Annotated in this window: 27 protein-coding genes; 14 read left to right on the forward strand and 13 right to left on the reverse strand. The window is 67.2% G+C overall.

What is annotated here, in order from left to right:
* From choW to choX, 3 genes are all read right to left on the reverse strand, one after another.
* Positions 1–843: a choline ABC transporter permease subunit gene (gene choW / locus NRG74_RS17925; protein WP_017639237.1), complete on the reverse strand. Its 843-nt coding sequence runs from the start codon at positions 841–843 to the stop codon at positions 1–3.
* Between the two features lie 116 nt (positions 844–959).
* Positions 960–1,898, reverse strand: a complete 939-nt coding sequence (locus tag NRG74_RS17930) for a choline ABC transporter substrate-binding protein (RefSeq protein WP_017639238.1) — start codon at positions 1,896–1,898, stop codon at positions 960–962.
* Between the two features lie 272 nt (positions 1,899–2,170).
* A complete protein-coding gene (gene choX / locus NRG74_RS17935) occupies positions 2,171–3,109 on the reverse strand; it encodes a choline ABC transporter substrate-binding protein (protein WP_257704966.1) in 939 nt (312 codons plus the stop codon).
* Between the two features lie 465 nt (positions 3,110–3,574).
* Here choX and NRG74_RS17940 point away from each other — a divergent pair, with 465 nt between their 5' ends.
* Positions 3,575–4,672 carry a GlxA family transcriptional regulator gene (locus tag NRG74_RS17940; RefSeq protein WP_017639240.1) on the forward strand — a complete coding sequence of 366 codons (1,098 nt, stop codon included), beginning with the start codon at positions 3,575–3,577 and terminating at the stop codon, positions 4,670–4,672.
* Between the two features lie 15 nt (positions 4,673–4,687).
* Here NRG74_RS17940 and NRG74_RS17945 read toward each other — a convergent pair whose 3' ends face one another.
* The 3 genes from NRG74_RS17945 to NRG74_RS17955 form a co-directional block, all read right to left on the reverse strand.
* The gene (locus tag NRG74_RS17945) at positions 4,688–5,473 is read right to left on the reverse strand and encodes an N-acetylmuramoyl-L-alanine amidase (RefSeq protein WP_064307697.1); all 786 of its coding nucleotides are present in this window, start codon (positions 5,471–5,473) and stop codon (positions 4,688–4,690) included.
* A gap of 25 nt (positions 5,474–5,498) precedes the next feature.
* A complete protein-coding gene (locus tag NRG74_RS17950) occupies positions 5,499–7,268 on the reverse strand; it encodes a GGDEF domain-containing protein (RefSeq protein ID WP_257704967.1) in 1,770 nt (589 codons plus the stop codon).
* 177 nt (positions 7,269–7,445) lie between these two features.
* Entirely contained in the window at positions 7,446–8,075 is a 630-nt protein-coding gene (locus tag NRG74_RS17955) for a thiol:disulfide interchange protein DsbA/DsbL (RefSeq protein ID WP_017639243.1), read from the reverse strand.
* 201 nt (positions 8,076–8,276) lie between these two features.
* On the opposite strand from NRG74_RS17955, the gene yihA reads away from it, so the two are divergent.
* The gene (yihA, locus tag NRG74_RS17960; protein WP_017639244.1) at positions 8,277–8,915 is read left to right on the forward strand and encodes a ribosome biogenesis GTP-binding protein YihA/YsxC; all 639 of its coding nucleotides are present in this window, start codon (positions 8,277–8,279) and stop codon (positions 8,913–8,915) included.
* A 189-nt stretch (positions 8,916–9,104) separates the two neighbouring features.
* Here the strand turns inward: yihA and argC are convergent, their stop codons facing one another.
* Positions 9,105–10,058 carry an N-acetyl-gamma-glutamyl-phosphate reductase gene (gene argC, locus NRG74_RS17965; RefSeq protein ID WP_017639245.1) on the reverse strand — a complete coding sequence of 318 codons (954 nt, stop codon included), beginning with the start codon at positions 10,056–10,058 and terminating at the stop codon, positions 9,105–9,107.
* 261 nt (positions 10,059–10,319) lie between these two features.
* On the opposite strand from argC, the gene NRG74_RS17970 reads away from it, so the two are divergent.
* The 5 genes from NRG74_RS17970 to NRG74_RS17990 all read left to right on the forward strand — a co-directional run bounded on the left by NRG74_RS17970 (position 10,320) and on the right by NRG74_RS17990 (position 13,635).
* Complete coding sequence (locus NRG74_RS17970; RefSeq protein WP_064307700.1) at positions 10,320–10,529, forward strand: DUF1127 domain-containing protein; 210 nt, start codon at positions 10,320–10,322, stop codon at positions 10,527–10,529.
* Between the two features lie 73 nt (positions 10,530–10,602).
* Positions 10,603–10,923, forward strand: a complete 321-nt coding sequence (locus tag NRG74_RS17975; protein ID WP_132832712.1) for a DUF2388 domain-containing protein — start codon at positions 10,603–10,605, stop codon at positions 10,921–10,923.
* 99 nt (positions 10,924–11,022) lie between these two features.
* Entirely contained in the window at positions 11,023–11,322 is a 300-nt protein-coding gene (locus NRG74_RS17980; protein WP_257704968.1) for a DUF2388 domain-containing protein, read from the forward strand.
* A gap of 34 nt (positions 11,323–11,356) precedes the next feature.
* A complete protein-coding gene (locus NRG74_RS17985; RefSeq protein WP_007160025.1) occupies positions 11,357–11,677 on the forward strand; it encodes a DUF2388 domain-containing protein in 321 nt (106 codons plus the stop codon).
* Complete coding sequence (locus NRG74_RS17990) at positions 11,674–13,635, forward strand: DUF7844 domain-containing protein (RefSeq protein WP_437181157.1); 1,962 nt, start codon at positions 11,674–11,676, stop codon at positions 13,633–13,635. Before NRG74_RS17985 ends, NRG74_RS17990 begins: the two co-directional genes overlap by 4 nt.
* Before the next feature lie 205 nt (positions 13,636–13,840).
* On the opposite strand, the gene NRG74_RS17995 is transcribed toward NRG74_RS17990, so the two are convergent.
* Positions 13,841–15,301 carry a YdgA family protein gene (locus tag NRG74_RS17995; protein WP_257704969.1) on the reverse strand — a complete coding sequence of 487 codons (1,461 nt, stop codon included), beginning with the start codon at positions 15,299–15,301 and terminating at the stop codon, positions 13,841–13,843.
* A 273-nt stretch (positions 15,302–15,574) separates the two neighbouring features.
* On the opposite strand from NRG74_RS17995, the gene NRG74_RS18000 reads away from it, so the two are divergent.
* Positions 15,575–16,225, forward strand: a complete 651-nt coding sequence (locus tag NRG74_RS18000; RefSeq protein WP_257704970.1) for a nucleoside/nucleotide kinase family protein — start codon at positions 15,575–15,577, stop codon at positions 16,223–16,225.
* 31 nt (positions 16,226–16,256) lie between these two features.
* Here the strand turns inward: NRG74_RS18000 and NRG74_RS18005 are convergent, their stop codons facing one another.
* The 3 genes from NRG74_RS18005 to NRG74_RS18015 all read right to left on the reverse strand — a co-directional run bounded on the left by NRG74_RS18005 (position 16,257) and on the right by NRG74_RS18015 (position 18,376).
* Positions 16,257–16,790: a DUF924 family protein gene (locus NRG74_RS18005; protein ID WP_257704971.1), complete on the reverse strand. Its 534-nt coding sequence runs from the start codon at positions 16,788–16,790 to the stop codon at positions 16,257–16,259.
* Positions 16,791–16,829: 39 nt separating this feature from the next.
* Positions 16,830–17,588, reverse strand: a complete 759-nt coding sequence (locus tag NRG74_RS18010; protein ID WP_257704972.1) for an SDR family oxidoreductase — start codon at positions 17,586–17,588, stop codon at positions 16,830–16,832.
* 158 nt (positions 17,589–17,746) lie between these two features.
* The gene (locus NRG74_RS18015; RefSeq protein WP_257704973.1) at positions 17,747–18,376 is read right to left on the reverse strand and encodes a glutathione S-transferase family protein; all 630 of its coding nucleotides are present in this window, start codon (positions 18,374–18,376) and stop codon (positions 17,747–17,749) included.
* Between the two features lie 76 nt (positions 18,377–18,452).
* Here NRG74_RS18015 and NRG74_RS18020 point away from each other — a divergent pair, with 76 nt between their 5' ends.
* Together NRG74_RS18020 and NRG74_RS18025 are read left to right on the forward strand one after the other, a co-directional pair.
* Entirely contained in the window at positions 18,453–19,043 is a 591-nt protein-coding gene (locus NRG74_RS18020; RefSeq protein WP_257704974.1) for a TetR/AcrR family transcriptional regulator, read from the forward strand.
* A 37-nt stretch (positions 19,044–19,080) separates the two neighbouring features.
* Positions 19,081–19,569 (forward strand): GNAT family N-acetyltransferase, encoded by a 489-nt coding sequence (locus NRG74_RS18025; RefSeq protein ID WP_093253114.1) that lies wholly within the window; start codon positions 19,081–19,083, stop codon positions 19,567–19,569.
* Here NRG74_RS18025 and NRG74_RS18030 read toward each other — a convergent pair.
* Complete coding sequence (locus NRG74_RS18030) at positions 19,566–20,462, reverse strand: alpha/beta hydrolase (RefSeq protein ID WP_257704975.1); 897 nt, start codon at positions 20,460–20,462, stop codon at positions 19,566–19,568. The two genes, NRG74_RS18025 and NRG74_RS18030, sit on opposite strands and share 4 nt — an antisense overlap.
* Before the next feature lie 97 nt (positions 20,463–20,559).
* Between NRG74_RS18030 and NRG74_RS18035 the strand changes: the two genes are divergently transcribed.
* A complete protein-coding gene (locus NRG74_RS18035) occupies positions 20,560–21,207 on the forward strand; it encodes an HAD-IA family hydrolase (RefSeq protein ID WP_017639257.1) in 648 nt (215 codons plus the stop codon).
* Positions 21,208–21,259: 52 nt separating this feature from the next.
* Here the strand turns inward: NRG74_RS18035 and NRG74_RS18040 are convergent, their stop codons facing one another.
* A complete protein-coding gene (locus NRG74_RS18040) occupies positions 21,260–21,592 on the reverse strand; it encodes an I78 family peptidase inhibitor (RefSeq protein WP_017639258.1) in 333 nt (110 codons plus the stop codon).
* 391 nt (positions 21,593–21,983) lie between these two features.
* Here NRG74_RS18040 and NRG74_RS18045 point away from each other — a divergent pair, with 391 nt between their 5' ends.
* From NRG74_RS18045 to NRG74_RS18055, 3 genes are read left to right on the forward strand one after another with little or no spacing between them, the layout of a single operon-like run.
* On the forward strand, positions 21,984–23,447 hold the full coding sequence (locus NRG74_RS18045) for an alginate export family protein (RefSeq protein WP_257704976.1): 1,464 nt from the start codon (positions 21,984–21,986) through the stop codon (positions 23,445–23,447).
* A 10-nt stretch (positions 23,448–23,457) separates the two neighbouring features.
* Complete coding sequence (gene mhpT / locus NRG74_RS18050) at positions 23,458–24,690, forward strand: 3-(3-hydroxy-phenyl)propionate transporter MhpT (RefSeq protein WP_257704977.1); 1,233 nt, start codon at positions 23,458–23,460, stop codon at positions 24,688–24,690.
* Positions 24,683–25,234, forward strand: a complete 552-nt coding sequence (locus NRG74_RS18055; RefSeq protein WP_093253140.1) for a DUF3237 domain-containing protein — start codon at positions 24,683–24,685, stop codon at positions 25,232–25,234. The genes mhpT and NRG74_RS18055 overlap by 8 nt, the downstream gene beginning before the upstream one ends.
* The last annotated feature ends 6 nt before the right edge of the window (positions 25,235–25,240 follow it).

Consider the following 25,240-nt stretch of genomic DNA (forward strand, 5'->3'; position numbering starts at 1 on the left):
TTATTTAACCTCGCGTGGGGCGGGTTGCTTGCACACCCGGTCGAGCAGGATGGCGATCAGGACGATGGACAGGCCGGCTTCGAAGCCCAGGGCGATGTCCGCGGTGTTGAGGGCGTTCACCACCGGCTTGCCGAGGCCATCGGCGCCCACCAGGGCGGCGATCACCACCATGGACAGCGACAGCATGATGCACTGGGTGATGCCGGCGCCGATGCTGGGCATGGCGTGGGGCAGCTCGATGCGGGTCAGCAGCTGCCAGCGCGAGCAGCCGAAGGCCTTGCCGGCGTCCATCAGCTCGGCGGGAACGTCCTGGATGCCCAGGCAGGTCAGGCGGATCGGCGCGGCCACGGCGAAGACCACCGTGGAGATCAGCCCGGGCACCACGCCCAGGCCGAACAGGGTCAGGGTCGGAATCAGATAGACGAAGGTGGGGACCGTCTGCATCAGGTCCAGGACCGGGCGCAGGCCGGTGTAGAACCAGGGTTTGTGCGCGGCGATGATGCCCAGCGGCACGCCGACGGCGATGCACACCAGGGTGGCGAAGACCACCTGGGCCAGGGTTTCCATGGTTTCCTGCCAGTACCCCAGGTTGAGGATCAGCAGCAGGGAGATGAGGGCGAAGATCACCAGGCCGATGCTGCGTTGCAGCAGATAGATCCCTACCGCGACCAGGGCGATGAAGGCCAGCGGGTGGAACCACATCAGTCCGGCGGTGAGGCCGTGGATGAGGCCGGACAGCACATCGGAGATCTTGTCGAAGACGCTGGCGCCATGCAGCGTCAGCCAGTCGATGAAATCGGCGATCTGCTGGCCGAGAGGGAGCTTGTGGTCGGTGATTAACATAACGGTGCCCGTCAGGTAGGAGTGGACAGGTCGAAGCACGATAACCGCTGATTCGTGCTTCGGCTGTGGCAGTACCCGCCCGAACTGGCGCGGGACAGTCGAATGTTAGTGTTCGATCAGGGGGCCAGGGCGGTCTTCGCCGCCTCCAGCGCAGGCTTGCCATCGCGGGTGGTCACGCCGGCCAGCCACTGGTCGAGCACCTGCGGATGCGCCTTGAGCCAGGCCTTGGCGGCGGCGCTCGCGGCTTGTTTTTCGTTGAGCACCTTGTCCATCAGCTGGTTTTCCATGTCCAGGGTAAAGGACAGGTTGGTCAGCAGCTTGCCCACGTTGGGGCATTCCTGGACGTAGCCCTTGCGCACGTTGGTGTAGATGGTGGCGCCGCCGTAGTTGGGGCCGAAGACGTCGTCGCCGCCCTGGAGATAGGCCATCTTGAAGCGGGTGTTCATCGGGTGGGGTTCCCAGCCGAGGAAGACCACCCACTGCTGGCGCCGCTCGGCGCGCTGGATCTGCGACAGCATCCCGGCCTCGCTGGACTCCACCAGCTTGAACTTGCCCAGGTCGAAGGTGTTCTTGTCGATCATGCCCTGGATCAGGCGATTGCCATCGTTGCCCGGCTCGATACCGTAGATCTTGCCGTCGAACTTGTCGGCGTTCTTGGCGATGTCGGCGAAGCTCTTGACCCCGGCGTCATAGACATACTGGGGGACCGCCAGGGTGTACTTGGCACCTTCCAGGTTGGCGCGCACGGTCTCGACGCTGCCGTTGTCGGCATAGGGCTTGATGTCAGCCGCCATGCTCGGCATCCAGTTGCCGAGGAAGACGTCGATGTCCTTGTTCTGCAAGGATTTGTAGGTGACCGGTACGGAGATCATGTTGGTCGTGGTCTGGTAGCCGAGGGCGTGCAGCACCTCGCTGGTCACGGCCGTGGTCACGGTGATGTCGGTCCAGCCGACGTCAGCAAAGCGCACCTTGGCACAGGAAGCCGGCTCGGCTGCCTGAACAGCGAGTGGCGCCAGCAGAGCGGCACTCAAGAGCCAACGGGAACAACCTTTCATGGACACATCTCCTTGCGTTTGGCGGGGTACCTTTCGGTGCGCCCCACGTGTATTTATCTGTAACCCATCCCCCCAGGCTCGCCTACCGCCTGCGTCGCTACCAGTGTACGCGGCGTCGCAACCAGAAGCGGAAATGTCGTATCCAGCACGAGCCCCGGGACAGGTCCGCGCCCAGGGCGGCGTGGCCGCGCGAGGCGGCGGCGCGAGCGTACATGCCTCTTGCGGCGAGCCGCTGCCCAGAGGGGTTGATAGCCATCGCACAGGCCCGCGATTCAGTTGGCCAGGCTGGCCTTCACCGCGACGTTGCCCGGCGCACCGCTGCGGGTGGCGACGCCCTTGAGCCAGGCGTCGAGGCGTTCGGGATTGCGCTTGAGCCAGTTGCGCACGGCGCGGCGCGGATTGTCCTTTTCGTTGAGCCCCCGATCCATCAGCTGGTTCTCCATGTCCAGGGAAAACTCCAGGTTGCCCAGCAGCCGGGCCACGTTGGGGCACTGCTGGGCATAGCCCTTGCGCACCACCGTGTAGACCGTCGCCCCACCCTGATCGGGTCCGAAGTAGTCGTCGCCGCCGTCCAGGTAGGCCAGCTTGTGCCGGACGTTCATCGGATGCGGTTCCCAGCCGAGAAAGACGATCCACTGGCGGTCCAGCAGCTCCTTCATCCGCACCTGGGTCAGCATGCCCTGCTCGCTGGATTCGTCGAGCCTGAAGTCGCCCAGGCCGAAGGCGTTGCTGGCGATCATCTTCTTGACCAGGGCATTGCCGTCGTTGCCGGGCTCGATGCCGTAGATAGTGCGGTCGAAACGCTCGGCGAAGCGGGCGATATCGGCGAAGTTCTTGACCCCGGCCTCGTAGACATACTGGGGCACCGCCAGGGTGTAGCGAGCGCCCTCCAGATTGGCGTGCAGGCGTTCGACCGCTCCTGCGTCGACCATGGGCTGGCTGAGCTTGGCCTGCGCCGGCATCCAGTTGCCAAGAAAGACATCGGCCTCGCCTGCGGCCAGGGCGTCGTAGGTCTGCGGCAGGGACAGGCGCAGCACCTCGGTCTCGTAACCGAGGGCGCTGAGCAGATAGCGGGTCATGGCGTTGGTGATATTGAGATCCGACCAGCCGACATCGGCCAGGCGCACCTGCTGGCAACTTTCGGCCTCGCCCGCCTGCACGGTCGAGCTCAGCAACAGACCGGACAACCACAGCGCTTGGGAGATTTTCATCCTGAACTCCAGGGAATCGCGAAGGGAAGGGCCCTGGCCACTGCACGTACCGGTCCGTCTGGCCCCGGTCTTGATGGCTTTTCGCCACAAGTGGCCAGAAGGGCGACCAACGGTCGCTGGCCTGAACTACAACCGTGCCAATTGAGTCGCCATGCCACATTTTGGCGCGCATCGGTTACGTCCTGGTGTTACCGATGGGATACCTCTGGCGAAGTGCTATCTCCCAGAGGTCGGTCTCAGACCTGAAAGGTCGCAATTAAAAACCCTATCTAATCAACGCCATTGACTGCTGCTTAATGGATTATTCGCCCCAGACAGCCTGCCTGCAGCGGGGTTCACCCATTTTCGGCATGGGAATTGCGACATGACTTATGCGTCCGCGACACATCTTTCGCCCAACGTTGTCCGCCGCACCTCATTAGAGCCCAGCAAAGGGCCCCAGCCTGCGTGAAGGAGATTCAAACCATGTCGCCCATTCCCACCTCGTCACAGGCCCGTGCGATCCAGTCCATCGGCTTTCTGCTGCTGGACAACTTCACACTTATCTCCCTGGCGTCGGTGGTGGAGCCGCTGCGCATGGCCAACCAGCTGTCGGGACGCGAACTCTATCGCTGGTGCACCCTGAGTCTGGACGGCCGTCCGGTGCGGGCGAGCGACGGCTTGCAGATCACTCCGGACAGTGCCGTCAGCGCCGCCCCGGCAATGGACATGGTGATCGTCTGCGGCGGCGTGGGCATCCAGCGCAGCGTGTCGCGCGAGCATTGCACCTGGCTGCAGAGCCAGGCGCGCCAGGGCCGCAAGCTGGGCGCGGTCTGTACCGGCAGCTGGGCCCTGGCCCGTGCCGGTCTGCTCGACGGCTACGACTGCAGCGTGCACTGGGAAACCCTGGCGGCCCTGCAGGAAGCCTATCCGCGCGTGGTGCTCAGCACCCGTCTGTTCACCATCGACCGCAACCGCTGCACCGCCTCGGGCGGTACCGCGCCGATGGATATGATGCTGCACCTGATCGGTCGCGAGCATGGTCGCGAGCTGTCGGCGGCGATCTCGGAGATGTTCATCTACGAGCGCATCCGCAACGAGCAGGATCACCAGCGCGTGCCTCTCAAGCACATGCTGGGTACCAACCAGCCCAAGCTGCAGGAGATCGTGGCGCTGATGGAGGCCAATCTCGAAGAGCCCATCGACCTCGACGAGCTGGCGGTCTATGTGGATGTGTCCCGGCGCCAGCTGGAGCGCCTGTTCCAGAAGTACCTGCACTGCTCGCCGTCGCGCTACTACCTCAAGCTGCGGCTGATCCGCGCCCGGCAGCTGCTCAAGCAGACCACCCTGTCGATCATCGAGGTGGCGTCGGTGTGCGGCTTCGTCTCCACCCCGCACTTCTCCAAGTGCTACCGCGAATACTTCGGCATCCCGCCGCGCGACGAGCGCCAGGGTCCGACCATCCAGCAGCCCATCGCCCTGATGCCGTTGTCCCAAGAGCTGTCGCTGATGCCGGCCTCGTCCGCGCTGGCGGCCCTGAGTCAGGCCCAGGGCGAATCCACCTTCGCCAGCGTGCGGCTGTAGGTCGCCTCGGCCGGCCTAGCGACCGCTGGGCAGGCTGAGCAGCAATGCCGCCGTCTGCAGATCCGGCTGGCCGTCGAAACGGCCGGGCCGGTACTTCATCTGGAAGGCACCGATGACATCGCGGGTACCCTGATCGAGCACGCCGGTGCGCGGTACCGCGTAACCGATTCGTGCCAGTTGATCTTGGAACCAGGCCGGCGGCGGCAGCACGCCGCCCAGGCTGGCCTGGCGCTGGGCGACCACGTTCTGATTCGGCCAGTTGATCAGCCCCGCCGCGGCCAGGCGCGCCCAGGGAAACAGCGGACCCGGATCCTGCTTGCGTCCCGGGGCGATGTCGCTGTGGCCGACGATGGCGCGGCGATCCAGGCCGTGGCGTTGTTCGATGTCCTTGAGCAGCGGAATCAGCGCCTGGATCTGGGCTTCGCTGAAGGGATACCACTGGCGTCCGGCCGGGGTGTCGCGAAAGCCCAGGTTGACCATCTCGATGCCGATGGAGGTGGAATTGAGCCAGGTACGGCCTTCCCATTCGCTGACGCCGGCATGCCAGGCGCGGCGATTCTCATCCACCAGGCGGTAGATGGTGCCGTCGGTGTCGATCAGGTAGTGGGCGCTGACGCCGGCCTGGGTCAGCAGCTTGAGCGACTGCTTGGAATCGGCCGCGGTGTAGTGCAGGACGATGTACTGCACCCGGCTGTCCTGATCGCGGGCGGTGTAGTCGTCATTGATGCGCGGACCGCTGGAGCAGCCGGCCAGGAGCAGGCCGCAGAGCAGCCAGGGGAGGAACTTGAAGGGATTTCGCACGATTACCTCGCGAACGGCGGAAGGGTCAGGCCACGTCCAGGCGATCGCGTCCGGCGCGCTTGGCGCGGTAGAGCGCCTGGTCGGCACGTTCGAATACGGTATCGGCATCCTCGCCCGGCGCAAAGGCGGCAAGACCAGCGGACAGGGTGATCACCACCCGCTCGCCCTTGAAATGGAAGGGGCAGGCGGCGACGGCGGCGCGTAGCTGCTCGATCAGGGTCACCCCGCCGGCGACCGGCGTGGCGCTCAACAGCACGACGAACTCCTCGCCGCCGAAGCGGGCGATGAAGTCGGTCTTGCGCAGGCGGCGCTGCAATTCGCTGGCGATGATCTTGAGCACCTTGTCGCCGGCCAGGTGACCGTAGCCGTCGTTGATGCGCTTGAACAGATCGACATCGAGCACCGCCAGCAGCAGGTCGCCGCCATGGCGTTGCCAGCGGGCCACCTCCAGTTCCAGGCGTTCGCTCCAGGCGGCACGATTGGGCAGCCCGGTGAGGGGGTCGCAAAGGGCCTTCTGTCGCTGTTCTTCGAGGTGGCCGCGATACTGCTGGGCCTCGCGCTCCATGCCGGCGACGCGCTCGGTGAGGGCGTTGAATCGCTCGGTGGCTTCCTGCTCGCGGGTCTCGCGCTGGCTCTGCTGCTCGGCCAGGCTGGTCAGCAGGCCTTCCAGTCGGCTGTCGAGGGACAGTTTGAGACTGTCCAGGTCGGTGGCCTCCTGGACCTCGTTCTGCAGTTCGTTGACCTGACCGCGCAGGGCCTCGCCGAAGGCCCGCTCCTGGGTCTGGCCGTCCTGACGCTGGTCGTGGACGTGTTGCAGACCGGTCTGGAAGGCGGCGAGGCGCTCGTTGAGGCGGCGCAGATAGAGCTGGAATTCGCTCTGCCCGGAATGGTTGAGGGCCAGCACCAGTACCGACAGGTCGTCGAGCACCGGTACCAGTTCGTACCAGTTCAGGCTGCCCTGGATGCGCTGGCGCAGGTGCTCGGCCTGGGGCTTGTGGCTGTCGGGCAGCGCCAGGTCGTCGAGCAGGCGCAAAAGGGTAGCTTCCAGATGCGGGGCGATGGCGCTGTAGCCGGGCTCGGGCACCGGTGGTAGGGCATAGGCCGGATCGGCCGGCGCAAGCGAAGCATCGCCGCTGATTTCGACGGCAGCGGCTGGCGGACTGGCCAGCGCTGGCGGTTCGGACGTTTCCGCCGGCTCGGCCTGGGCGAGAGGCGCAGCGGTGTCGGGCATCTGCGCCGGTAGCGTCGCTGGCGCCTCTTCCGCATGCTCGCCTCGTCCTCCCAGCAGGCGCTGCAGGAAGCCGGGGCGGGCGGGCTGCTCGGGGTGCAGCTGGCTCAGGGCCTGTTGCTGCAGGCGGCTGAACTCGCCGAGCAGCGCGGGCAGCTCGCTCGGCTGGCCGGCAGCGGCCTGGGCGCGCTTGGCGAAACCCTTGAGCGCCTTGCGCTGGTCACGCGGCAACTCCAGGGTCTGCAGCAGCCGGCAGAGTTCGGCAAAGGCCTCGGTTACCTGCCGCGCACGCAATTCCCGGCGCTGCTCGGAGTCGAGCACGGTGCGTTCCAGGCGCGGAATCAGCTTGGCGAGATCGGCGTCGCTGTCGTCCCGGCGGAGAATGTCGCGCAATTCGACCAGGCAGGCGTCCACCGCCGCGTCGTTGCCTTCGGCGGCCAGACTGCTGCGCACGAGGCCACGACGCACCAGGTCCAGGCGGTTTTCCCACCGGCTCTCCAGGCGTTCGAGATTCTCGAGGCTCTCCAGGTATTTGTTTTTCCAGCGTTCGACGTCCGCGCGCTCCATCCGCCCGCTCCAAAGGCTTGAGGGTGGCCAGCAGGCAGGCACGACGGGGCGCCCAACCAACTTGATAGTGGCTAGGGTATCGGCGGTTTCGGGGAAAGTTTGAGCAGGACGACCAGAGGCCGCTTGGGCGGGACGAACTGAGGAGCCGCCGCCGCAGGACGCGGCGGCGGATGAAGCTTACTTGGCGGCGCGTTCTTTCTGGATCAGGAAGTCGGCGACCTTCAGGGTTTCGTCCGGACCACCTGAGGAGCCCAGGTCGAAGCGATACTTGCCGTTGACCACCATGGTCGGTACGCCGGTGATCTGATAGGCCATGGCCAGTTTCTTGTCCTTTTCCACCTGACCCTTCACGGCGAAGGAGTTGTAGGTGCTGAGGAACTTGTCACGATCCACGCCCTGGGTGGCGAGGAAGTCGGCCATCTCTTCGGGTGTGGCGAGCTTCTTGTGCTCCTTGTGGATGGCGGCGAAGACGGCGTCGTGCACCTTGGCTTCCACGCCCATGGCTTCCAGGGTCACGAACAGCTGACCATGGACGTTCCAGACGCCACCGAACATGGCCGGCACGCGCTTGAAGGTGACGTCGTCGGGCAGCTTCTTGGACCAGGCGTTGAGGGTGGGCTCGAAGGCGTAGCAGTGCGGGCAGCCGTACCAGAACAGCTCAACCACTTCGATCTTGCCGGGTTCGGACACCGGAACCGGACTGCTCAGTTCGGTGTACTGCTTGCCGGCCTGGATGTCGTCGGCATGGGCGGCCGCGCCGAACAGACTGGCGGCGGCGAACACGGCGGAGAAAAGCAGGTTGCGCATGGGACTACTCCTGGAAGAAAGCACGCCCACCAACCGGGCATGACGGATTGCGGGCATTGTAGCCGGGTGCATCGCCGCGCCTAGTCGCTGACGCGGTCGAGGCCGGCCATGTTCAGGCTTCGTTCAGGTTGCCAGGAGCGCGGCCCTCGCCCAGCGCATCCGATATACTGCTGGCTTTGCCGCGCGCTCGCGAGTACCCCCATGTCCAGCTTCAAGAATCCCATCGTCGGTCTGTGCCAGCAGGCGTCCTTTCTCATCAGCGCCGCCAAGGTCGATCAGTGCCCGCTCGACAGCGGTCTGGAAGTGGCCTTCGCCGGCCGCTCCAACGCCGGCAAGTCCAGTGCGCTCAACACCCTGACCCACGCCAACCTGGCGCGCACCTCGAAGACGCCGGGACGCACCCAGCTGCTCAACTTCTTCACCCTCGACGAGGAGCGGCGCCTGGTGGACCTGCCCGGCTATGGCTACGCCAAGGTGCCGATCCCGCTCAAGCAGCATTGGCAGGAGCACCTGGAAGCCTATCTGAGCAGCCGCAATTCGCTCAGCGGCGTGGTGCTGATGATGGATATCCGCCATCCGCTGACCGAATTCGACCGTCTGATGCTGGACTGGGCCCAGGCCAGTTCCATGCCGCTGCACATCCTGCTGACCAAGGCCGACAAGCTGGCCTTCGGCGCGCAGAAGAACGCCCTGCTCAAGGTGCAGCGCGAGGTGCGTCAGGGCTGGGGCGATACCGCCAGCATCCAGCTGTTCTCGGCGCCCAAGCGCCAGGGGATAGAAGATGCCCAGCGGGTGCTGGCCAGTTGGCTGGGTCTCGACGAGCCCGCCGCCGAGGCATAAAAAAACTCCGGACTTCCATCGGGGGAGGGGAGAAGTCCGGAGTTCAAGACTGGACCGCCACAGCAGGGGTCCAGCATCTGCCAACACTAAACAGCAAAGGAGCAGAACGGTTATCCGAACCGTTCAGCAATTCAGACGGGGCGCCTCGAGAAAGGTTCGCCCCGCCCGTGCAGAAAGCCAGCGCCCTGACTAGCGGCCGCTGGCGAGCCCCAGACCCTCGTCGGCGCCCAGGTGCACGTTCATGCACTGAACCGCAGCGCCCGCAGCGCCCTTGCCCAGATTGTCCAGGCGCGCCACCAGCGTCATCCGCTCGGCATTGCCATAGACGAAGAGGTCGGCGCGGTTGGTGTCGTTGCTGGCCTGGACGTCGAAGAAGCCATTGTCCAACTCCTCCTCGGCAGCTACCGGCGCCACCCGAATGAAGGCTTCGCCGTCATAGTGACGGGCCAGCGCCGCCTGCAGGTCGGCCGCGCTGGTGCCCGGGCGCAGCTGGCTGGCGTGCAGCGGGATGGTCACCGCCAGGCCCTTGAGGAAGGGACCGACAATGGGGCTGAACACCGGCGCGGCGGCCAGACCGCTCTGCACGCGCATTTCCGGCAGGTGCTTGTGGCCCTGGCCCATGGCATAGGGACGCGGACTCAGCAGGCGCGCCTCGCCGCCGGCTTCGTAGGCGGCGATCATCTGCTTGCCGCCACCGCTGTAGCCGGTCAGGGAAAAGGCCGACAGTGGGGTGTCCGGGGCCAGCAGACCGGCATCCACCAGCGGCCGGGCCAGCAGGATGAAGGCGGTGGCGTGGCAGCCGGGGTTGGCGATGCGCTTGCTGGCGCGCAGCGCTTCGCGCTGACCGGGCGCCAGTTCCGGCAGGCCGTAGGTCCAGCCGCTATCGGTGCGGAAGGCGGTGCTGGCGTCGATGATGCAGGTGTTGGGATTGGTCACCAGGCTCACTGCTTCGCGAGAGGCAGCATCGGGCAGGCAGAGAAAGGCCACATCGGCGGCATTGAGGAAACGCGCGCGTTCGGCCGGGTCCTTGCGCTTGCTCTCGTCGATGCGCAGCAGTTCGATGTCCGAACGGCCGGTCAGGTAGTCCAGCAGACGCAGGCCGGTGGTGCCTTCCTGGCCGTCGACGAAAACTTTGAAGCTCATGGCGGTGCCTCTCGCGAATGGGCGCTGAAAGGGTCGATTGTAGCGACTCGGGCAGATCAGGCATACGCCGCAGGGCGGGGATACAGCCGGGTGCCTTCCAACCGGCGCAGTCCGCCGTGCTAGAGCGGTCCGGACAGGAGCGACAGGTACAGATTAAAAATTTTTAATTTTGTACGGATACAGTGTCGCGCAGCTGTAAGTGGTTCGCTCCGGCGCCAGCGGCGAAGCTGAGACTCCTCTGCCACCTCGCTGGATCTCGCCATGGATCGCTTATCGCCCGGTATCGCCCTTGCCCGTTTCGTCATTCACCGGCGTGGATTACGCCACCTGTGCGAGCTGCTCGTCCGCTGGCGATCGCGGGTCCAGAGCCGACGGCAACTGCAGCAACTGGACAGCCGCGCCCTGGCCGATCTGGGACTGAATCTCGCGGATCAGTACCGCGAAGGCGGCAAGCCCTTCTGGCGGGAGTGAAAATCTGCGCCGAGGTGCGACTTCCTCCGGCTGACGGTAGTCTCAGTCAAGCCTATCCAGACGGGAGTCCCCCATGAAAACCCTGCACCTGGGCGCCGCCGCGGCGCTGTTCTGCCTGTCCACCGCCGCCTCGGCGTCGAGTTTCTATGTCACCACCGACATCATCGTCAACGCCATCGATGCGACCTCGGACACCACCTCGTCCATTACCGGGTCCTTCAAGAACGACAAGCTGGTCCAGGAAGCCCGTGACGATGCGGCCACCTACGTTGGCAGCGCCGGCGACATCCGCGGCGTACGCCTGGAAGCGGCGCTGGACCACCTGCGCAGCCAGGCGCCCGCACTGCGTCAGGCCAGTGATGACCAGCTGGCCCAGGCGATTCTCGCCATCTGACGCGCAACACCGTGATACCCCCGTACCCCGTGGCTGCTAGCCCGGAACGGGGGGCTGCGTTAGCCTTGGCGACCATCTGCCACCGGAGGGTCGTCATCCATGCATATCCGTCGTTCTGCCGCGCTGTTGCTCGGCCTCTGTCTCGCCACGCCGGTCCTGGCGTTCGACTCCACCACCGAGGGTCTGGTCAAGACCATCTACGGCACCAGCCAGCTCACCACCGGCCCCTTCCAGAACAAGCTGGTCCTGGCGGCCCGTGACGATGCCGCGGCCTTCGTCGCCACCGACGGCGCCCTGCGCGGTGCCCAGCTGGAAGAAACCTTGAGAGCCCTACGCGTGGCCGATCCGGCGCTGCACGCCTCCGACCGGGAACTCGCCCAGGCGATTCTGAGTCAGTAGTCCGTTTCAATTCCGTGACATCCCTGGAGTATCCATGCGCCGTTCCCTGCTTATCGCCGCTGCCCTGACCCTGGGCGTTTCGAGTCTGGCTCAGGCCCAGACCCTGGTGGCCACCAGTAACATCGTGGTGCGGGCGCTGCAGCGCAGCATCGACTTCACCTCCGACACCACTACCTCCATCCGCGACGCCAAGATGATCCAGGCCGCGCGTGGCGATGCCGCCAGCTTCGTCGCCACCGACGGCGACATCCGTGGCGTCCAGCTGGAAGAAGCCTTCCGCAGCCTGCGCGACCAGTTCCCGGCCGCACGCCAGGCCAACGACCTGCAGCTGGCCCAGGCCATCCTGGCGCTGTGAAGAACCGCGCCGGCCGGCTGCGGCAGTGGCTGGCCGGCCTCGCGGCCGGCCTGGCCCTTGGCGGGGCCCAGGCCGCCCTGCACCTCGAACTCGACACTCAGGGCCTGACGCCCGCGCAGATCCAAGCGACCCAGCAACTGCTGGCTGAAGCCCAGGCCCTGCTGCCACCCAAATTCAAGGCGGCGCTGGATGAGCGCATCCCGGTACGCTGGAGCAGCGAGCTGCTGGAAGAAGCCTATGGCGAGGCGGATCGGCGCAACCTGCTGCTCAATCGCCGCCTGCTGCCCAGTCTGGTGGACGGCAGCGACACCCGCATCCAGACCGGCCGCCCCCACGGCACCCAGCACCGCGAACTGCTGGCCACGGTGCTGCACGAGCTGACCCACTTCTATGACCGCGAGCGCGTCTGGACGCCCGAGCAGCGCCAGCTGATCCTCTCCTGCGGCGGCCTGGGGCTGACCTCCGACCAGCTGCCGGTGAAATGCCAGGGCCAGGCCGGGCGCAGCTACACCCTGTCCGACGATCCGCGGCTGCTGGACCTGGCCGGTTGGCAGGTGAAGACGCGCAAGCATGGCAATCGCGAGTCCAAGAACCTCTTCATCGCCCGCAGTCCCGATCTCTATGAAGTCACCAACCCGAAGGAATTCGTGGCGGTGAACATGGAGTACTTTCTGCTCGATCCCAGTTATGCCTGCCGGCGGCCGGCGCTGCAGCGCTACTTTGCCGAGCACTTCGGCTGGTCGCCGGCGCACGATGCCTGTCCGGGGCGCTATCCCTATCTCAACGCCGGCAACGACTTCGGCGAGGCGCCCCTGGGTTGGCTCGATCCGGAGCGGGTCTATGCGGTCGACTACCTGCTGGCCGAGGGCAACGAGCAGGTCATGAGCCGCTGGGGCCACAGCATGCTGCGCCTGGTGGTCTGCGCCCCTGGCCGGCCGCGCGGCCCGGATTGCCGGCTGGACCTGCAATACCACCTGGTGCTGTCGTTCCGCGCCTTCGTCAACGACGTCCAGCTCTCCAGCTGGCGTGGCCTGACCGGCTCCTATCCCTCGCGGCTGTTCGTGCTGCCGCTGGCCCAGGTGGTGGACGAGTACACCAAGGTGGAGCTGCGCGGCCTGCAATCGGTCCCGCTCAAGCTGACCCGCCCGGAGATCGCCGACTTCCTCGAGCGGACCGCCCAGGTGCACTGGAGCTATGACGGCCAGTACTACTTCGTCACCAACAACTGCGCGGTGGAGACCTTCAAGCTCCTGCACGACGGGGTACCGCGCCTGGCCGCTGCCCAGCTCGATGTCATCACCCCCACCGGGCTGATGGATGCGCTCAGGTTCAAGGATCTGGTGGACACCTCGGTGCTGGACGATCCGCGCGAGGCGCTGCGGCTGGGCTATCGCTTCGACAGCTTCCGCGAGCGCTTCCAGGCGATGTTCAAGGTGGCCAGGGAGCGCCTGAACCTGCCCCAGGCGGACGTCGAGGCCTGGCTGGCGCTGACCCCGCAGCAGCGCCGCGAGCAATTCCAGCGCGCCGATCTGCGCGCCAGCGCCGCCTTGCTGCTCTTGGAGCAGGCGGCCTATCGCCGGGCCTTGCTGCAGGCGCAGACCGAGCTCAAGGATCGCTACCTGGGCCAGGATGCGGTGGACAAGGCGCGCTTCGGCAAGGCCGGTGGCGCCCTGGAGCAGATCCTCAAGGACAGCGGCTACCTGAGCCGCCCCGCCGAGTTGCTGGGCACCGACGGCTACGGCCTGCCGCAACCGGGCGAGTGGGAGCAACTGACCGCCGAGAGCCAGAAGCGCCAGGCGCACCTGCGCAGCCTCAGAGACACCCTCAACAACGAGGTCCGCCAGCTGCTCTCGCCAGAGGCCCGCGACGGCCTGGACCTGACCGAAGCCAACCTGGACCTGCTCGGCAACCACCTGCGCGAGCTGAACAAGGCCAGTGGCGGGCTGGAGTTGAAGTAGGGCGGTTGGGGCGTTGGGCTTTGTGTTGCTCAACCCAATCTACGGAGCCTGCGTAGGTTGGGTTGAGACGGCTTTATCGTCGAAGCCCAACGGCCAGCGGTGACGAGCATCGTTGGGCTTCGCCTTGCTCAACCCAACCTACAAGACCCTACGTAGGTTGGGTTGAGGCAGTTCTATCGCCGAAGCCCAACAGCCCAAACATTCACTAGCGCTGCGGCGCCTTGCCCTGGGGTTTGGCAGGTGCCGCGGGTTGCGGGCGCTCCAGCAGGGCCAGCAGCTGTTCCGGCGGTACCTCCTGGCCGTTGAGCATCAGCCGCCCGGCGCTGTAATTCAGGGTGGCCACCAGATCCTCGCCCTCGGCCTTGAGCAGGCCGCTGTTCAGGCCGATGCCGGCCAGGGCTTCGGCGGTGGCCTGGGCCTGTTGCTGCATGGCCGGCTGGCTGCGCTGGGCGCCCGCCTGGAACAGGACGCCATCCACCAGGCTGCCCCGCGCCACCGACAGGCGCGCATCGAGACCGGCCAGCAGCTCGGCCGCGAGTTGCTCCGGCGGCAGATCGTAGGTCGCCGGCTTGGCCAGGGTCAGGTCCAGGCGCAGGTGGTTGCTGCCGCCGGGGGTATCGAAGCGCAGGTCATCCACCACCAGTTGGGGGCGCGCGGCGAGCACATCGCCGAGGTGCTGCTGCAGGGTCGCCTGGGTGGTGGGATCGAGACCCTGCTCGGTATCCAGCTGCAGGTGCTGCAGCAGGGCGTTGAGCTGGGCCAGGGCCGGGCTGTCGAGATTGCTGTAGTGACTGCTCAGACTCGCCTTGCCCAGGGTCTGGCCGGCGATGTCGAGTCGGCCGAGGCTGGCATTAAGCGTCCCCGCCAGCTGCTGGCCCTGTTGTTGGGTGTCGCCCTGGAGCTGCAGGTCCCGCAGCTCCACCGCGGGCTTGCCGGGCATGGCCAGCAGCAGGCGCCCCAGGCGCAGCTGACCCGGGCCCAGCCAGAAGCCATCGGCATTGCGGCGATTGTCGCCGGTCAGCCCGAAACCTTCGGTCTCCAGTTTGGCCCAGCCATCCGGCGTACGCACATTGAGGCTGAATTGGCCGACCGTGCTGTCCAGACGCAGTCGGCTGGCCTCCATGTCGGTATGGAAGGTGGCGTTCAGACCGGAGAAGGCCACCGCGCCCTGGGGCTGGTCCAGGTGCAGGGCGGCCAGGGTCAGACCGCCGTCCACCGTGCGGTCGTAGCCCAGGGTGGCGTCGAGCCGCACGGGTTCGGCGCCCTTGGCCAGGGTGAAGAGATCGGCGGTGAGCGGCGTGCGCGCCAGGGTGAAGCAGTTGACCGCCATGACCGGCGCCAGCTGCAGGGATTTGAGGCGGGTCAGGGGGAAGGGGCCGTGCTGGATGTCGTCGAGCACCCGCAGCACTTCCACGGGCGGGCGGTCCTCGGCCTGCACGGTCAGGCTGAAGGTGGCGGTGCTGCTGAAGACACCGCGCTGCAGCTCGACCAGTTGCAGCTGCAAGGGGTACTCGGGCAGTTGCGCCTGCAGGGCCACCTGGGCCTGGCTCGCGGCCTGGCGCAATTCGCCTTCCAGCCGGGTACCGGTGTACCAGGCGCCGCCCACGGCGGTACCGACGACCACCAGGGTTACGCCGGCGAGGGTGGTAAGTAGCGGTTTCTTCATGGCGACCAAATCCCTTTGTATAAGGCACACGGCGGCCTGCGGCCGATTGGAAGCGGAGTGTACGAGAGCGCCGGGTGGATGCCGAGGGGGCGCAGCGGTGATCCGCTCGTATGGCTGCAGACTGTGATCGCTTTCCGCCGGCACAGCCTCCAAGTCGACGACCAGCTCTGCTGGGTGCTAGCGTGCCGCGATCCCCACTGCCGGAACCTCCGCCATGACCGCTTTCCCGTGCCCGCCTGCCGTTTCCATCCGTTCACTGCCGGGGGTGCCGGCATGAGCAGTCAGCGTCCGGTCGATGGCCTGCAACTTCCCGCCGAACTCCTGGCTCGTGCCGAGACGCTGCTGGCCCAGGGTGGACGTCGCCTGCTGGGCATCGCGGGCACTCCGGGCGCGGGCAAGTCGACCGTGGCCGAGTTGCTGGCGGCGGCGCTCGGCGCGCGCGCCGTGGTGGTGCCCATGGACGGCTATCACCTGGCCAATCGCGAGCTGGCCCGCCTGGGTCGCGCCCAGCGCAAGGGCGCGCCGGACACCTTCGACGCCCGTGGCTATCGCGCCCTGCTGCAGCGACTCAAGACGCCAATGGCCGGGGAGACCGTCTATGCGCCACTGTTCAATCGCGAGATCGAAGAGCCCATCGCCAATGCCATCCCGGTCCCCGCCGAGACCCAGCTGGTTATCAGCGAGGGCAACTACCTGCTGCTGACGCAGGCGCCCTGGAGCGATGTCGCCGAGGTGTTCGACGAGTGCTGGTATGTGCGCGTCGATCCCGCGGAGCGTCGCGAGCGGCTGGTCGCCCGTCACATGCATTTCGGCCGCAGCCGCGCGGACGCCGAGGCCTGGGTGGAAAGCACCGACGAGCCCAATGCGCGACTGATCGACGGCGATCGGGCGCGGGCGGATCTGGTGGTGGAGTGGCGGGGCTGAGGCAGCCTGTCTCGGCGGCTAGAAGAAACGGCTAGAAACCGCCGCCAGCATCCAGCCAGGCCTGTTCCTCCGGCGTATTGAGCCGCCCCAGCGCCCGGTTGCGGTGCGGGAAGCGACCGAAGCGAGCGATCACCTCCAAGTGGGCCTCGGCATAGCGCCGGTAGTGCTCGATGCCCAGGTCCTCGAACAAGGCGAGCGAGCGCTGCTGATCGGCCAGGACTTCGGAGTGTTCGAACGGCAGATAGAAGAAGGCGCGCAACTCGGCTTCGACCTGCTGATCCAGACCGGCGTCGATCGCCTGGCGCGCGTGCCTCAAGGCCAGGCCGTCGGTGGCGAAGGCGTGGCCGCTATGACGATAGATATTGCGCGGGATCTGATCGAGCAGCAGGCACAGGGCCAGGGCGCCTTCGGCGCCGGTGGCCCAGCCGTCCAGTTCCCCGCGGCTGGCGGCCAGATGCGCGGCCTCGAAGCGAGTGCGGCATTCGGCGTCAAAGGCAGGGCCGCCGTTGAACCACTGGCGGCGGCCGGCGGTGCGCCAGAAGGAGACGACTTCGGTTGGATTCATTTCCTGCTCCCTGTCTGATTGGGTTCCACGTGGAACCCCTTAGCCCCGACCCACATAGGGCATCTTGGTCGCCATCACCGTCAGCGTCTGGACGTTGGCGTCCAGTGGCAGGCTGGCCATGTAGCGGACGGCGTCGGCGACGTGTTTGACGTCCATGCGTGGCTCCACCGCGGTGCTGCCGTCGGCCTGGAGTACGCCGCTCGCCATGCGCTCGGTCATCTCGGTGGCGGCGTTGCCGATGTCGATCTGGCCGCAGGCGATATCGAAGGCGCGACCGTCCAGAGCCAGGGCCTTGGTCAGACCGGCCACGGCGTGCTTGGTGGCGGTGTAGGGCGCGCTGAAGGGCCTGGGCGTGTGCGCCGAGATGGAGCCGTTATTGATGATGCGCCCGCCACGGGGCGACTGCGCGCGCATCAGGGCGAAGGCGGCCCGACTGCAGAGAAAGACCCCAGTGAGGTTGGTGTTGACCGCCCGGTGCCAGGCGTCCAGCTCCAGTTCGTCGATGGGCACCGCCGGTGCGCCGACGCCGGCATTGTTGAACAGCAGGTCGAGACGGCCATAGGTGTCGCGGATGCGGGCGAACAGGGCCTCGACGCTGGCGGCATCGGTGACATCGCAGGGTACCGCCAGGGCTTCGCCGCCCTTTTGCCGGGCCTCTTCGGCGAGGGCCTCCAGGGGTTCGGCGCGGCGGGCAGCCAGGACCACGCGGAAGCCGTCCTGCAGTAGGCCGAGGGCGACGGCGCGGCCGATGCCCTGGGAGGCACCGGTGACGAGGGCGATGGGGCGGACGGTGGTCATGGGCGGTCCTTGGGCTGAGGAGGGAGCTTCCAAGGCTAGCAGGTAGGCGGGGGCGGTGGGTGAGCCCTCACCCTGGCCCTCTCCCCGAGGGAGAGGGGATGGTGGGGTGTGTTGGGGACGGTAAGTGGTCACCGGTAGCTCCAGTGGTTCTTATGGGCTCACCGCAGCTTGAAGTCGGTCGCCACCAGGATCGCCTGGCCGGAGGGTCGCGCGCGCAGGCGGTCGAGATAGGCGGCGAGGCGGGGCCAGCTCGCCGGCCAGCGGAGTTCCGGCAGGGGCTCCAGGTAGTCCAGCATGGGCACCAGCAGGGCGTCGGGCAGGCTGAACTCGGCGCCGCAGAGAAAGCGCTGGTCACCCAGCTGGCGATCGAGCACGCCCAGGGTCGCGTCGACGGCGGCCAGGGCGCGCTGCTGCTCTTCCGGCGTGCGGAAGGGCTCGGGTCGTGGCCCGGCGATCCGCAGCAGATAGCGGCGGACCAGATGGGTATCCACTGTGGTCAGCAGGGCACTGCTCCAGGCGTCCTGCTCCGGATTGCCGCCGCGCTCCGGCGCGAGTTGACGATCGAGATGGCGGCAGATGGCGAGGGTCTCGAAGATCCGTTGCTCGCCATCGAGCAGCACCGGCACCTGGCCGAAGGGATGTAGCGCCAGGTGGGCCTCGCTGCGCCAGGCGATGGCCTGGCCACCCGGGGCGAGGCCACAGGGCAGGTCCAGGCCGCGCTCCAGAGCATGGAGGCGCACGCTGCGCACCAGGGTGCTGAAGACGGGGCCGAAGAGATAGGGCGTCATGCTGCAGGCTCCTTGCAAAGAAGGCTGCATGCTGGCAAAGGAGACCTTATGTTCAAGAACATAATCTGGAGCAACCATGGCCTGGCCCCTTGATCAGCGCGCGCAGACCCGCCAGCGCATCCTCGACAGCGCCGCCCGCCTGTTCGCCCTCCGGGGCTTCGATGCGGTCGGACTCGATGACCTGATGGCCGATGCCGGTCTCACCCGCGGCGCTTTCTATCACCACTTCCGCACCAAGACCGAGGTCTATGACCAGGCCATCGCCCATGCCGCCCAGGTCGGCAGCGCCCGGCTCGACAGTCTCGGCGGCTCAGGCCTCGGCCAGCTGGTCGAGCATTACCTGAGTCGCGAGCATGCCGAGGGCGATTCGCTGCGCTGTCCGCTGGCCTTTCTGGCGGCCGATGTCACCCATCGGGAGGCCGCCATCCGTGGCAGCTATACGCGCTTCTTCGCGCGCTTCGTCAGCCGGCTGGAACGGGATCTGTCGGGGCCGCCGGCGCAGCGGCGCGCCCGGGCGCTGCAGCTGGCCACCACCCTGATCGGTGGCGTGGCGCTGGCGCGGGCGCTGGACGACGAGGGCCTGGCCGAGGAGTTGCTGGCGGCCTGTCGCCAGGGCGGTCAGGGACTGCTGGAAGAGGGCGATGATTTGGCAGCGGCAGCCGGCTAGGCGACACTGGCGACTCTTTCGCCCACCGGAGTCACCCATGCAGATTCGCTCCTTCGTAGCCGCCGATTTCGACCAGGTCTGGCCGCTGATCCAGCAGGTCGCCCAGGCCCGGGAGACCTACGCCTACGACCCGGACATGAGCCGCGACGACGCCTGGCGACTATGGGTGGAATTGCCCCGGGCAACCTTCGTCGCCGAACGCGATGGCCAGATTCTCGGCAGCTACTACCTCAAGGCCAATGCCATGGGCCCGGGCGATCACGTCTGCAATTGCGGCTACATGGTCGCTCCCGCCGCCCGTGGCCAGGGCGTGGCCGGTGCTCTCTGCGAGCACTCCGTGCAGGTGGCTCGCGAACTGGGCTTCCAGGCCATGCAATTCAACTCGGTGGTGGCCAGTAACCAGGTGGCGGTGCGGCTCTGGCAGAAACACGGCTTCGAGATCGTCGGTACCCTACCCAGGGCCTATCGCCATGCCAGCCTGGGGCTGGTGGATTGCCTGGTGATGTATCGCTGGCTGGCGGACTAGCGCCACTCGCTCAGCACGGCTTTCAGCGAGGCCGGCAGCATGGGTCCGTGGCCCAGGCCTGCGAGCACCTCGTAGCGCACCTGGATGCCGGGTATCTGCCCGAGGCGGTCGGCCAGGCGCCGGGTGGCATCGGCAGGGACCTCGCTCTGGAAGTGCGCAGGCAGTTCGCGTTCGGCGCCGCCCTGCAGCAGCACCAGGCGGGCCGGGTGCGCCTTGAAACGCGCCTTCAATTGCTCGTCATCTTGCGGCAGCACGGTAGGGCTCCACCACAGCGAGGGGCTCACGGCGTAGCCCTGGGCGAAGGCGTCGGGGCGGGTGAGCAGGGCATGGAGGACGAACAGCCCGCCCAGGGAGTGACCCCAGAGCGCGCGCTGGCGGGGATCCAGCGGCACCTGACGGCCAACTGCCGGTTCCAGGCGGTCCAGCAGCCAGGCGAGAAAGACGTCGGCGCCACCGGTGGCCATCTCGCGAAAGCGTTCGCTGGTAGGCGCCGACGGCGTGTAATCGTAGGCCCGGCCAGGGCCGTCGATGCGCTTGCCGCCCACATAGCCCACCGCGACCAGCACGGGCGGATGGGGCCGTTTGGCCAGGGTATCGAGCAACTCGGCGTTCAGGCCGCCCAGGGCGGCGTTGCCGTCGAGCAGATAGAGCACCGGATAGCCGGCGGCCGGTGCCGGGGTGGCGGGTCGGGCGATCCATACCTGGTAGTGGCGGGCGCCGTCGACGGAATCCAGCTGGAGTTCGCTGAAGGCATAGCCGTGGCCTGGCTGCTGGAGCACCTGGGCATCCATGGGCTGATCGATGGGACGGGCCTGGCCGGGAGCGGCGAGGGCGAGCAGCAGCGGCAGGGCCAGCCAGGCGCTCTGACGGGAGAAACGGGACGAAAGCGGCATCAGCGAACAAGACTCATTTCCAGTGGAGCAGTCGAGCCTACCGATCTCTGCCCCCGGTCGCCATACTGGCCAGTATCCCCGCCGCCCAGGACACCCCATGCATCACCCCCATCTGCTGTTCGATCTCGATGGCACCCTCACCGATTCGCGCCTGGGCATCACCCGGGCGATCCAGGTGGCGCTGCGCGCCGAGGGCATCGAGGAGCCCGATCTGCACAAGCTGGAGGTCTTCATCGGCCCGCCGCTGCTGCAGAGTTTCATGACCCACTACGGCTTCGACGAGGCGCGGGCCTGGCGCGCGGTGGAGGCCTATCGGGGGTATTTCCGCGCCACCGGTCTCTATGAGAACGAGGTCTATGCGGGCATCCGCGAGTTGCTGGCCGAGCTGCAGGCGGCCGGGCGGCGGCTCTATCTGGTGACGGCCAAGCCGCGGGTGTTCGCCGTGGAGATCCTCAGACATTTCGCCCTGACGGAGTTCTTCACCGCCCTGCATGGCAGCGAGCTGGATGGCACCCGCACCGACAAGACCGAGCTGCTGCGTTTCGTGCTGGAAACCGAAGGGCTGGCGCCGGAAAGTTGCCTTATGCTGGGCGATCGCGAGCACGACCTGATCGCCGCACGTGAAAACGGCGTGGCGGCGGTAGCCCTGGGCTATGGCTTCGGCAGCCGGGAAGAACTGGAGCGCCAGCGCCCGGCCTTTCACTTCCACAGCGTGGCAGCCCTGCGCCAGGGTTTCGGCCTCTAGTGGAGCGTACCGACCTGCGCGGCCTGGGCCGGCAGGTCGAGGGGCGCGCGGATCAGCCGCAGGTGGCGGTTTGCACTACCAGACTGGCGCTGGTGGTGATGGTCAGGCGCTGGGAATTGAAGTCCATGGTCATGGGGTCCTGCGGACGGACCACGCGGACGACCTGGGCACCGGCGCGCTGACGGCCTTCCTCGGCCAGGGCCGGGGAGAGGGCCTTGCCAACCAGATCCTGGACCGCATCGGAGTTGCACCGGCCACTGCTGCTGACGGCGCCGCTCGTGGTCGAGGAGGCCGCCGGGCTGTCCTGGGTTTCATGCGAGCTGCAACCGGCCAGCAGGGTGAAGAGGGCGGCACTGGCCAGCAGGAGAGGGGACTTGGAGCTCATGAGTTCGCCTTTTCGATCGTGGGGGAAGGAACCTTAACCCGTACGGGCCTCTGCATGGACCCCTCTGGAGTGGGCATTGTTACAAATCGCGAGTCAGGCGACGTTGATAGCCACAGGTGACCAGTCATCTCCCAGGGATAAAGTTAACAAATATAACGTTCGGTAATCGGCCAAATTCGGGTGGCACGGCTTGATCCATTTTTGGCATCGACCATCATCGAACCAGGGCCATACGGCCTCTTACGGTGATGACAACAACAAGAAAGGAACACCCGCCATGTCAGCTCGCTATCCCGCCGCTTTCCCTCCTGACGATCAGCCGATCCGCGCCCGCTAGGCCCTGATCCTCGCGCCCCAAGGCGCTTCCGCTTCCTTCGTCAGGACTCACACCATGTCGACATCGCGCTCGCCCCAGGCCTGCGCACGGGCCCGCTCGTGCCTCGCCTTTGCCTCTCTCGCCTCCCTGCTGGCCAGCCAGGGCGCCTTCGCCGCGCCTTCCACCACCCTGGAAAGTGCCCGCCCCAAGCCCCTCAACAGCCTGGAGACGGCGCGTCCTCTGCCGCCCGGGCCGCCGCGCTGGGCCGAGGACTATCGCTTCCTCGACGATCCGGCCAAGCGCACCGACGCCTTCGACGGGCTGCGCTACCAGCGCCTTGGCGATTCGGCCTGGCTGCAGACCGGCGGCGAGGCGCGCTATCGCTTCGATAGCATCCGCAATCCGGTCTTTGGCCGGCGTGGGGTGGATACCGATCACTACATCCAGCAGCGCCTGCAGCTGCACGCCGACCTGCACCTGTTCGACGACGCCGTGCGCGCCTTCGTCCAGCTGGAAAACACCCGCGCCTGGAACAAGGTGCTCTACGGCCCCTACGACCAGAGCCGAACCGAACTGCACCAGGCTTTCATCGACCTCAACACGCCGCTAGCCGGTGGCAAGCTGATGACCCGCATCGGCCGCCAGGAGCTGGGCTACGGCAACCAGGCCTTCGTCACCTACCGCGACGCCCGCAACATCCGCCTCAACTTCGACGGTCTGCGCCTGGCCTGGACCCGTCCGGACGGCTACCGGCTGGACGCCTTCGGCCTGAGACCCGTGGTGACCGGCGAGGACAGCTTCGACGACGGCTCCAACAACGCGGTCAAGTTCTATGGCCTCTACGGCACCCTGCCGCTGGTCGGACCGCTCAAGCTCGATGTCTACGGCTTCGGTCTGGAGACCGATCAGCGCACCCTGGACGGTCTGACCGGTGCGGAAAAGCGCTACACCGCCGGCATCCGCCTGTTCGGCAACGCCGGTCCCTGGGACTGGAGCTGGGACCTGGCCGGGCAGGGCGGGCATCTGGCCGGGGCCCAGATCCGCGCCTGGGGCCTGAGCAGCGAAACCGGCTATCGCCTGGGCGGCGCCTGGAAGCCGCGTCTGGCCCTGCGGGTGGACGCCGCCAGTGGCGATCACGGCCTGGGCGACGACCGCGTCGGCACCTTCGATCCGCTCTATCCGAAGAATGGCTTCTATGGCGACTCCGGTCTCACCACCCTGGCCAACCTCTATCTGGTCGGCCCGCTGCTGACCCTGGCGCCGCGACCGACCCTGCAGCTGGAAAGCGGGCTGTTCGGCGTCTGGCGGCAGAGCACCGAAGATGGCGTCTACCTGCCGGGCATGACCACGGTGCCGGGCACCGCGGCCAGCTCGGCGCGCAAGGCCGGCACCCTCTGGCGCAACAACCTGCGCTGGATGCCCACCGCCAACCTGACCCTGGACCTGGAGTACAGCTACTTCCAGGCCGGCGCCGCCGTGCGCCAGGCCGCTGGCGACGACACCAGCTTCCTGATGGCCGCCACCACCTTCCGCTTCTGAGGAGTCCACCATGCGCCTGCTCTCGACCGTTCCGCCCGGGGCCCGCCTGACCCTGCTGCTGTGCTTTATCGTCGCCCTGCTGGAGGGCATGGACCTCCAGGCCATGGGCATCGCCGCCCCGGCCATGGCCAAGGCCTTCGGCTTCCAGCCGGGGCAGATGGGCCTGGTGTTCAGCGCCAGCATCCTCGGCCTGCTGCCCGGCGCCTTCATCGGCGGCTGGTGCGCCGATCGCATCGGCCGCAAGAAGGTGCTGATCGCCTGCGTGCTGATCTTCGGGGTCTTCTCGGTGGCCACCGCCCATGTCTGGAGTCTGGAGAGCCTGCTGCTGGCGCGGCTGCTCACCGGCATCGGCCTGGGCGGCGCCCTGCCCAATCTGATCGCCCTGTCCGCCGAGTCGGTGGACGAGCGCGCCCGCGCCACGGCGGTCAGCCTGATGTACTGCGGCGTACCCCTGGGTGGCGCCCTGGCGGCGGTGGTGGGGCTGCTGGACGTCGGCCGCTGGCAGACGGTGTTCTATGTCGGCGGCCTGGCGCCGCTGCTGGTGGCGCCGCTGCTCGGACGCTACCTGGCGGAGACCGCCGGCTTTCTGCGCAATCGAGGCGGACCTCAGGCGAACGGGCCGCGCGGGGCCTGGCTGGGCGCCATCCCGCTATCGACCACCCTGCTGCTGTGGCTGGGCTACTTCTTCACCCTCACGGTGATGTACATGCTGCTCAACTGGCTGCCGTCGCTGCTGGTGGGCCAGGGCTTCAGCCGCGGCCAGGCGGTGGGGGTGCAGATCCTCTTCAACCTGGGCGGCGGCATCGGCTCGGTGCTGTTCGGCCTGCTCATGGATCGCTGGCGGCCACGGCTGACGGTGCTGGCCATCTACCTGGGCATCCTGCTGGGTCTGGCCGGGCTGGGTCTGGCCAAGGCCTATCCGCTGGTGGCCCTGGCCGGTTTCGCCGCCGGGCTGTTCGTGGTCGGCGGCCAACTGGTGCTCTATGCCCTGGCGCCGCAGCTCTATCCGGCGGCGGTACGGGCGACCGGAACCGGTGCGGCGGTGGCAGTCGGGCGCCTGGGCGCCATGGCCGGACCGCTGCTGGCGGGCCAGGTCCTGGCCCTGGGCGGTGGCGCGGCAACCCTGGTGGTGGCCACCACCCCGGCGGTGCTGGTGGCCGCGGGCGCGGTGCTGGCCCTGCTGCAACGGCGGACGGCGGCGCCGGCGGCTACCGCCCGCGTGGAGGCTCCCGGTCATGCGTAGCCTGCTGCTGGTCACGTTGCTGATGCTGACCGGCCTGGCCCGCGCGGCTACGGCGGACGGCGATCCGGCCACCGCCACGCCGCCGCCGCTGCAGCTCGAACCCCTGGCGCGCTTCGAGGTAGCCCTCGACGCGCCGGTGTGGGAGCTGGGCCAGACCAGCGACCTGGGCAAGCGGCGCATCATCCCCATCACCGGCGGTCGCTTCGACGGCCAGCGCCTGCACGGCCGGATCCTCGACAACGGCGCCGACTGGCAGGTGGTGACCGCCGATGGCCTGGCCATCATCGACACCCGCTATCTGCTGCAGACCGACGATGGCGCCCTGATCTATCTGCAGACCAAGGGCTATCGCTACGGCCCGCCGGAGGTGATGCGCGAGCTGGCCGCCGGCAAGCCGGTGGACCCGCGGCGCTACTTCTTTCGCGTCACCCTGACCTTCGAGACCGCCGCTCCGGCCTATGCCTGGCTCAACCGCGCCCTAGGCGTGGGCAGCGCCATGCGCCTGGGCAAGGCGGTGGTCTACGACGCCTATCTGCTGCAATAGAGGAGT

Source organism: Pseudomonas oryzihabitans, from assembly GCF_024652905.1.
In the GTDB taxonomy this organism is placed as follows: domain Bacteria; phylum Pseudomonadota; class Gammaproteobacteria; order Pseudomonadales; family Pseudomonadaceae; genus Chryseomonas; species Chryseomonas benzopyrenica.